Annotated in this window: 6 protein-coding genes and 1 pseudogene; 2 read left to right on the top strand and 5 right to left on the bottom strand. The window is 44.7% G+C overall.

Features of this window, described 5'->3' with window-relative positions; genetic code table 11:
• The 5 genes from Q0200_RS00035 to mqnE all read right to left on the bottom strand — a co-directional run.
• The coding region (locus Q0200_RS00035) for a prepilin-type N-terminal cleavage/methylation domain-containing protein (RefSeq protein WP_297936387.1) at window positions 1–626 on the bottom strand (626 nt) is incomplete at its 3' end.
• Between the two features lie 12 nt (window positions 627–638).
• Window positions 639–1838, bottom strand: a complete 1200-nt coding sequence (locus Q0200_RS00030) for a glycosyltransferase family 39 protein (RefSeq protein WP_297936385.1) — start codon at window positions 1836–1838, stop codon at window positions 639–641.
• A gap of 15 nt (window positions 1839–1853) precedes the next feature.
• Window positions 1854–2294 carry a phosphoribosyltransferase family protein gene (locus Q0200_RS00025; protein WP_297936383.1) on the bottom strand — a complete coding sequence of 147 codons (441 nt, stop codon included), beginning with the start codon at window positions 2292–2294 and terminating at the stop codon, window positions 1854–1856.
• 9 nt (window positions 2295–2303) lie between these two features.
• Window positions 2304–3596: an NCS2 family permease gene (locus Q0200_RS00020; protein WP_297936381.1), complete on the bottom strand. Its 1293-nt coding sequence runs from the start codon at window positions 3594–3596 to the stop codon at window positions 2304–2306.
• Window positions 3597–3606: 10 nt separating this feature from the next.
• Window positions 3607–4677 (bottom strand): aminofutalosine synthase MqnE, encoded by a 1071-nt coding sequence (gene mqnE, locus Q0200_RS00015; RefSeq protein ID WP_297936379.1) that lies wholly within the window; start codon window positions 4675–4677, stop codon window positions 3607–3609.
• Window positions 4678–4788: 111 nt separating this feature from the next.
• On the opposite strand from mqnE, the gene Q0200_RS00010 reads away from it, so the two are divergent.
• The gene (locus tag Q0200_RS00010; protein ID WP_297936377.1) at window positions 4789–7245 is read left to right on the top strand and encodes an HD domain-containing protein; all 2457 of its coding nucleotides are present in this window, start codon (window positions 4789–4791) and stop codon (window positions 7243–7245) included.
• Between the two features lie 2 nt (window positions 7246–7247).
• Window positions 7248–7501 (top strand): annotated as a pseudogene (locus tag Q0200_RS00005) (glutamine--fructose-6-phosphate transaminase (isomerizing)); the annotation flags it as partial.

Here is a 7501-nt window from a genome sequence, read left to right as displayed (position 1 = left end):
ATAGTTATAGTAGCTGTTTTTTTGGAAGTACTTAAAACTATTTGACAATTTTGCCCACTATGAACCAACCTATCATAACCCCTAGTTGCACCACCGCCATTAGGAGTACTTACGCTTCTCATAGGTCTTCCAAATTCATCAAAAGATAAAGTCTGCAAGCCAGCCTGTCCACATACGCCGCGAAATTGAACATTAGTTATTCCAAAATTTGTCGTCAAATTATATTTATTGCTAACATTTGCGCAATCAGCATTCGTGATACCCGCCCATCCCGAACTCATAAACTTACTAGGATCCAACGGATCTCTCGCTACTTCATCGGCCGAATTTAAATTACCTGTCGCACTTCTATCATAATATACGCTATACCTCCATTCACTTGAACCTCCACAAAATGAAGCTCTCGTAAAAGTTATACTCCACCTCTTTCTAAACCAGTTGGCATCAGTAGGGTCAAATTTGCTATCCTGCATAGCTAGGTGCTGAGTATAGCGGATATGCGACATAACTTGATCGGCAGCCTCCGCGATATGATCATCGTTTATTCTCGGTAGCGCAGCGGCGGCTATTATTCCTATTACTACGATTACAACGACAAGCTCTAGCATAGTAAAAGCTTTTTTCATCAAATTTATCCCCTAATCATCTTTTATAATTTTAAAATTTGCGATTTTTACGCCGAATTTATAGACCGCTATATTACCATAATTATCTTTCTGGTCCAAAATTGCTAATCGCAAATTTGCGTCCGGCCGCGTATCTATGCCGTAAAATTTAAGTCTCAAATCTAGCTTTTTATCGTCCGTGAAAATTTTTTCTACGCCCTCATTTTTTAGCTCTTTTGCAAGCTCTTTTGCTATATGGTATCTATAAACAAAATGTCTTGTAGGGTCTTTTAACGCACCATAAAGCGTTTCGTTAAAAAGCACAAATAAAAATCCGGCAAGCAAAGAAGCCGCCGCAAAAGAAGCTAAAATTTTATATCCGCGTCTAAATATCGGCAATCTTACGCGGTACGAGCTAAAAAATACCCGAACCAAAATCGGCACGGAAATAACGCAAAAAGGCAGGTAGTTTTCGAGCTCAAGCCGCTGTCTGATCGATAAAACCAAGCAAAACAAAAATGCCGTTATGCAGACGAACCAGAGCAAATTTTTGGCCTCTTTTATCCAAATTCTATACATAGCATAGACGAAATAGACGAAAATAAAAGGCGAAAATGCGGCGGCAAAAATGCTCACAGTATCAAGCAAATGGCCGCTAGGCTTGCCGCCGGAGTTAAATCCGTAAAGATAGAAACAAAGCGCGAAAAGCAGCGCCGAGGTCCACGCCATCCTAGCGTCGCGTCTATAAACTCCGAAAATAAAAATCGCCGAAAAATAAACCAAAAACGCGCCGCTAACAAAAGGCAGAACACACAAAAGCGCGTAAAAAGCGAGCATTTTGCGTAGTTGATAGAGATAAATGCTCAAAAGCGAGAGCGCGATTATGATGCCGGCGTCGTTTACCAAGATCGCCGACGCCATCGTCGCAGGAAGCAGTATAAACACGACTGCGCTTACTACTCGGTCAAATTTGCGTTTTAAAATTTGCTTTGATACCTTGTAGAGTAGCGCGACGCTAAAAATGTGGCAAATAACGAAAGGAAGGCGCAAGGCATAGTCGTTTTGTCCGAAAATCTCAACCGAAGCTCTAGCCAAAACGGCTGAAATTTTAGGCGAGCTATAAAACGCATCCGCCTCGTAGTAGCTAATGCTAAGCGTGCTAATCGCGTACGACAAAAAGCAAAAATCTATAAGGCAGATGATAAAAAGTAAAAATGTTTCCGAGCGCAACATGGCTAAAATTTGGACTTAAATTTGCTCTTCCCAGAAAAACTCTATCCACTCGTGCGCCTCTCTTACTGTAAAATCAGGCAACAAAAGAGCTTTGCGTTTATAAAAGATAGTCGCGATCTTTAGCTCGATATGCGGGAAGCGCTTTAAAAGCTCTTGTTTTATGGCTACCATGCTCTCGCCCGTATCGATCATATCGTCCACTATCAAGATTTTATTAAATTTAGATAAGTCAGGGATGTTAAATACATCGATAGTGTCGAGCTTTTGAGTCTCTTCGTAGTGGATTGAGTTTAGCGTAAAAAGATTGCGGTTATTTAGCAAGCTCGCCAAAAAATGCCCCAAAGTAAGCCCGCCGCGGGCGATTGCCAAAATCACCTCGGGCTCAAAGTTTTCTTTGATATCTTGCGCCATTATTTTTACGTCTTTATGAAATTCCTCAAATGGATACTTTAGCATACTTTCTCCTTAATGCACTAAAAATACAATAAAACTAATAAGCGCAAGCACGATGACGCCGATATTTACGTATTCCCACTCGCGTCTCATAATACGAACCAGCAGATACGCCATAAATCCAAACGAAAGTCCCGTCGTGATCGAGTACGTAAGCGGCATCAAAATAACTATCAAAAACGTCGAGATAGCGATGGCCGGATCTTTAAAATTTATATTTCCAAGCTCGCTAAACATCAGCACGCCCACCATCACCAGTATCGGATATATCGCGTTTGAAGGTATCGCTTTAAAAAGCGGCAACATAAAAATCGTAAGTACGAAAAATAGTCCGCAAAACACCGCCGTTAGTCCCGTTTTGCCGCCCTCTTCTACACCGCTAGCGCTCTCGGCAAATGACGTCGTAGTGCTAACGCCTACTAATGAGCCGGCTACCGTAGCTACCGCGTCGGCTTCGAGGGTTTTTTCTAGTTTTTCGACGCCTTTTTGGTTGCTCTCGTCAAAGATTCCCGCCCTATTTCCCACGCCAGCTAGCGTGCCGATAGAGTCGAAAAGATCGGTTACGAAAAATGTAACGATCACCGGAAGCAGCGCGAAAGATAGCGCGCCCATGATGTCAAGCTCTAAAAATATCGGCGAGATCGAAGCCGGTAGCGAGATAAATTCCTTCGGATAGGGCGCGATACCGAAAATCCAAGCGATCACCGAGGTCGTAAATACCGCGATGATAAAGGCACCCTTAACTTTCCACGCCCAAAAAAGTATAACGAAAAATAGCCCCACAAAGCCCAAAATAACGTTTGGATCTTTTAAATTTCCAAGTCCGACCAGCACGGCGTCGTTATTTACGACTACGCCCATTTGCTGAAGCCCCACAAAGGCGATAAAGGCGCCTATGCCCGCGCTTATCGAGCGTCTGACGTCATCGGGGATTGATTTTAAGACCCAGATTCTAAAATTTGTAAAAGATAGCACGACGAAAATTATACCCGAGATGAAAACCACGCCCAGAGCCGTCTGCCACGGTATCTGCATACCAAGCACGAGGCCAAATGTAAAATACGCGTTTAGTCCCATTCCCACGCTCATGGCCACCGGCGTGTTCGCCCACAGGCCGTTTAGCACGGTAGCGATCACGGTGATGAGCGCCGTAGCCGTGATGAGCGCATCCATAGGCATGCCAGTTTTGCTCATGATTATCGCGTTTACCGGCACGATATACATCATCGTTAAAAAGGTCGTGAGTCCCGCGCTAAACTCGGTCTTTACGCTAGTGCCGTTTTGCTTTAGTTTAAAAAAATCCAATTCCGCCCCCTTAGTTATCGTAAATTTTTAGTTCGTTATACAAGCTATCTCGCTCGACGGGGACAAAGCCCGAAGTCTGAATGAGATCGGTAAAATTTCTAAGACTCATACCGCTTGCCGATTTCGCACCGGCCGCGCTTTGGATGCTCTCTTTTTCTATCGTGCCGTCTAGATCATCAGCGCCGAATTCCTGTGCGACCATGGCCAAATTTATAGTCGATGTCGCCCAGTACGCCTTTATGTGCGCGACGTTATCGAGCACCAGACGCGAGATAGCAAAGGTCTTTAAAATTTCGGCCGAGCCGGGATAGTTTTCCACCTTTAGATAGTTGTTGTCGCGCTGATAAACAAGCGGGATAAAGGCGTTAAATCCGCCCGTTTTGTCCTGTAAATCGCGAATCCTCAGCATATGATCTATGCGGTTTTGCCTGCTTTCTACGTGGCCAAACAGCATAGTAGCGTTACTTTCCCTACCTTTTTCGTGCCAAAGGCGGTGGATTTTGAGCCAGTTTTCCGAGCTCACCTTGCCTTTACAGATTTTACGCCTAACCTCTTCGTCAAAGATCTCCGCTCCGCCGCCGGGCATTGAGTCCACGCCGTATTCGAGCATCTTTTCTACGACTTCTTCATAGCTAAGACCGTGTTTTCGCGAGAGGAAATCAACCTCCGCCGCAGTTAGAGCTTTGACGTGGATTTGCGGGTATTTTTCTTTTATTTTTTTAAAAATTTCCAAATACCACTGCCACGAAGTTTCGGGATTATGCGCCGAGACGATATGTATCTCTTTTGCGCCGCCGGCGACGCTTTTTTCGACGATTTTTAGGATCTCTTCGTGACTCATCGTATATGGGTTTGGGTTTTTGCGATTTGCCGAAAACGCGCAAAATTTACACACGTCCGCGCAGATGTTTGTCGGATTTATATGCCGATTTACGTTAAAAAATACTTTTTTGCCGTGCAGTTTTCGCCGTTTGGCGTTTGCGAATTTACCCAGCGTAAAAAGGTCTAGGTCATACAAGCCTGCGCATTCGTCCGCGTCCAGACGTTCGCCGCTTTGGAGTTTTTCTATTAAATTTGTCAAATTTTATTCCGAAAATAGATATTAAACGGCGATTATATGTTAAAAAAGCTTTGTTTTTGCAAAATTTTAGTATCATCGGATAAAATTTACACAAAAAGACGGCGGTAAAAAGTGGCTTTAAAAGGAAATTTAAACGGCGTTTTAGGAGGCGCAAATTTAGCCTCGCAGCTAAAAAAGCTTCAAGGCAAGGGCTTTGCAAATTTCATCGCAAAGCAAAGCGACGAGCTAATAAAAGCTCTATGCGCGCGGGTTTTGGACGAGATTTTCGCAGACTTTAACCCAGATGTAGATTTTATACCGTTTTGCGTCATCGCTACCGAAAAGTACGCAGACAACCTCATCTCCACGAGCTCGGTTTTAGAAATTTTACTCGTCTTTAAAGAAAACGCGGGCTTTAACGTCAAATTTATCCTAAAAAAGCTAGTCGCGGCGCTTGAGAGCTCAAATTTAAAGCTAAATATCAAAATTTGCGAGCTGGACGAGATTTTCGAAGCGCACAAAAACGACCACAAAGCAAAGGCCGCATTTAGCCGCATCCGCTATATCTGCGGCTCGCGGACCCTTTATAAGGCCGCTAGATCGGAGATTTACAAAACTCGCGAGTTTAACGCGCAGGAAAATCTCAAATTTTACGCCAAAAATTTGGGCGCCTTTAACGATATCCCAAACATAAAGCAAGAGCCCGATCTAAAAAACGATCTAGGCGGCACGAACGACATCTACTACCTAAACTGCGCCCTAAACGGCTTTGAAAACGAGATCAGCATGCGCTCGCAGGCTCTAAAATTTATCGACGAAAAGGAGCTTAGCGCGCTAAATTTGGCGACTGATTTTATCCTCTGCGTAAAATCGGCGCAAAATTTAACCCTAGGCTCGGACGTTTTCGCCCCGGCTAAGCTAAACGAGATCACCGCGCTCATGCAAACCAAGTCCAAAAAAACGCAAGAAAACAGCAGCGTCATCTCGCAAAAGCTCTTTTTCTGCATGCACTCGGTCGCCGTTTTCTCGCGCTATCTGGTTTCTAGCTTTTATAGGAGCAAATTTACAAGCGGTATTAAATTTAGCCAGCTACGAGCTGCGCGGCTAAAAAACGGATTTTATAGGTTTGAAAATACCATTTATGTCCCACTCCACGTCCGCCCTCGCCCTCTAAATGCCGTGCTAAAGCAGCTTTTGGCTCTCGGCGATGCGGAGTATAAATTTGACGTCGGTACGATCTTTTACCTTAAACGCGCGCAAATCAGCAAAGAGGACGCCGAGGATTCGCTCGCGCTTTTTAGAAAAATTTTGATGCGAAATCACGCTCACTGCATCATCAAAGCGCTTTTGGACGCGGAGATTTTGCCCGTTTTGGTTAAGCCGCTCGAGCATGCCGTAAATTTGGCCGAATTTGACGGCTATCATAAATTTAGCGTCGGCGAGCACTGCGTTTTAAGCGTCAAATTTGCCGAAAATATCAAAGATAAATTCGTAAAATCGCTCTACGACGAGCTTTGCATCGAGGGGCGCACGCTGCTAAAGCTAGCATTGCTGCTACATGACGCGGGCAAGGGTCTAGGCGGCGATCACTCGGTCGTGGGTTCAAATATTTTCCGCGCCTACGCTAGCAAGTTAAATTTGAGCGCAAAATCCGTAAATATCGGCGTTACGCTCGTACGCTACCACACGCTGATGAACGACGTGGCAAACCGCGAGGATATCTACGATCAGCGCACGATTTTTAGCTTTATCTCAAAACTAGGCGACCCGCAAACCCTAAAACTCTCCTATATCGTCGCCTACTGCGTGATAAACGCGACGGATGAAAAGCTCTATACGCCCTATCTGGCGCGACTTTTGCGCGAGCTTTACGGCATTTGTTTGCAAAGCTTTGAGGATGAAAATCTGCTCGATGAAGCTTCAAGGCGCGTAAAAAAGGAGCTTAGCATCAGGCGAAACGCCAAATTTGCCGCCTTAAGCGAAAATTTGAAAGAAAAAATCTTCGCTATCAGGTCAAATTTGCTCTTTGCTAAATACCAACCAGCAGATATCATCGGCATCGCCTGGGCCGCACAAAACGCCGATAAACTAAGCGTGCAAGTACAAAATCACCAAAGCCTGAGCATCGAAATTTACGCGCAAAACTATCCAAATTTAGCCGTTTTGCTCTCGGCTCTGGCGCATCTTGACCTTGGTTTTATGGAGATTTTCGAGCTGTTTGACGGTAAATTTTACGTCAAGCTAGAGTTTAACAAAAACGTAAAATCAAGCGAGCTAGAAACTCTAAAAAACCTCATCGAGATCTCGCTAAAAAGCGGCGCCTCAGCGCAGATAAATCGCCCGACAATACTAAAAGGCGAGCTAAATTTCGACGCGAACCACTCGCAAGAGTACGCAAAGCTGGGCATAAATGCAAAAGATCAGCGCGGACTGATGGCTTACGTATTGGGAGTTTTTAAGGAATTTGATGTAAAAATAGCCAACGCCAGAATCCAAACCGTAAAAAACAGGACGCGAAATTTGCTGCTTATCGAAAAGCGCGAGGACGTGGATTTGGGCGAAATTTTAAAATTATTAGAAAGCGAGTAAACATGTGCGGAATCGTCGGTTACGTCGGCAATAGAGAAAAAAGAGAGTTTATTTTAAACGGATTAAAAGAGCTTGAGTACCGCGGCTACGATAGCGCAGGCATGGCGGTGATGAGCCTGGATGGCGGTTGCGACAAATGCACGCAGGAAATCGCCTTTTTCAAAGCCATCGGCAAGCTTGAAAATTTAGCCAAAAAATCAGATGGCTTTAGCTCTAGCGGCGAGGGCGTCGCGATCGGGCACACGCGCTGGGCTAC

It is taken from the genome of uncultured Campylobacter sp. (assembly GCF_938045225.1).
GTDB lineage: Bacteria > Campylobacterota > Campylobacteria > Campylobacterales > Campylobacteraceae > Campylobacter_A.
This window is presented reverse-complemented; position numbering and strand designations above follow the sequence as displayed.

Bases quoted from the DNA above. Each gene is read 5' to 3' on its own strand.
- Q0200_RS00030 (WP_297936385.1), bottom strand. From the start codon at position 1,838: ATGTTGCGCTCGGAAACATTTTTACTTTTTATCATCTGCCTTATAGAT.
- Q0200_RS00025 (WP_297936383.1), bottom strand. From the start codon at position 2,294: ATGCTAAAGTATCCATTTGAGGAATTTCATAAAGACGTAAAAATAATG.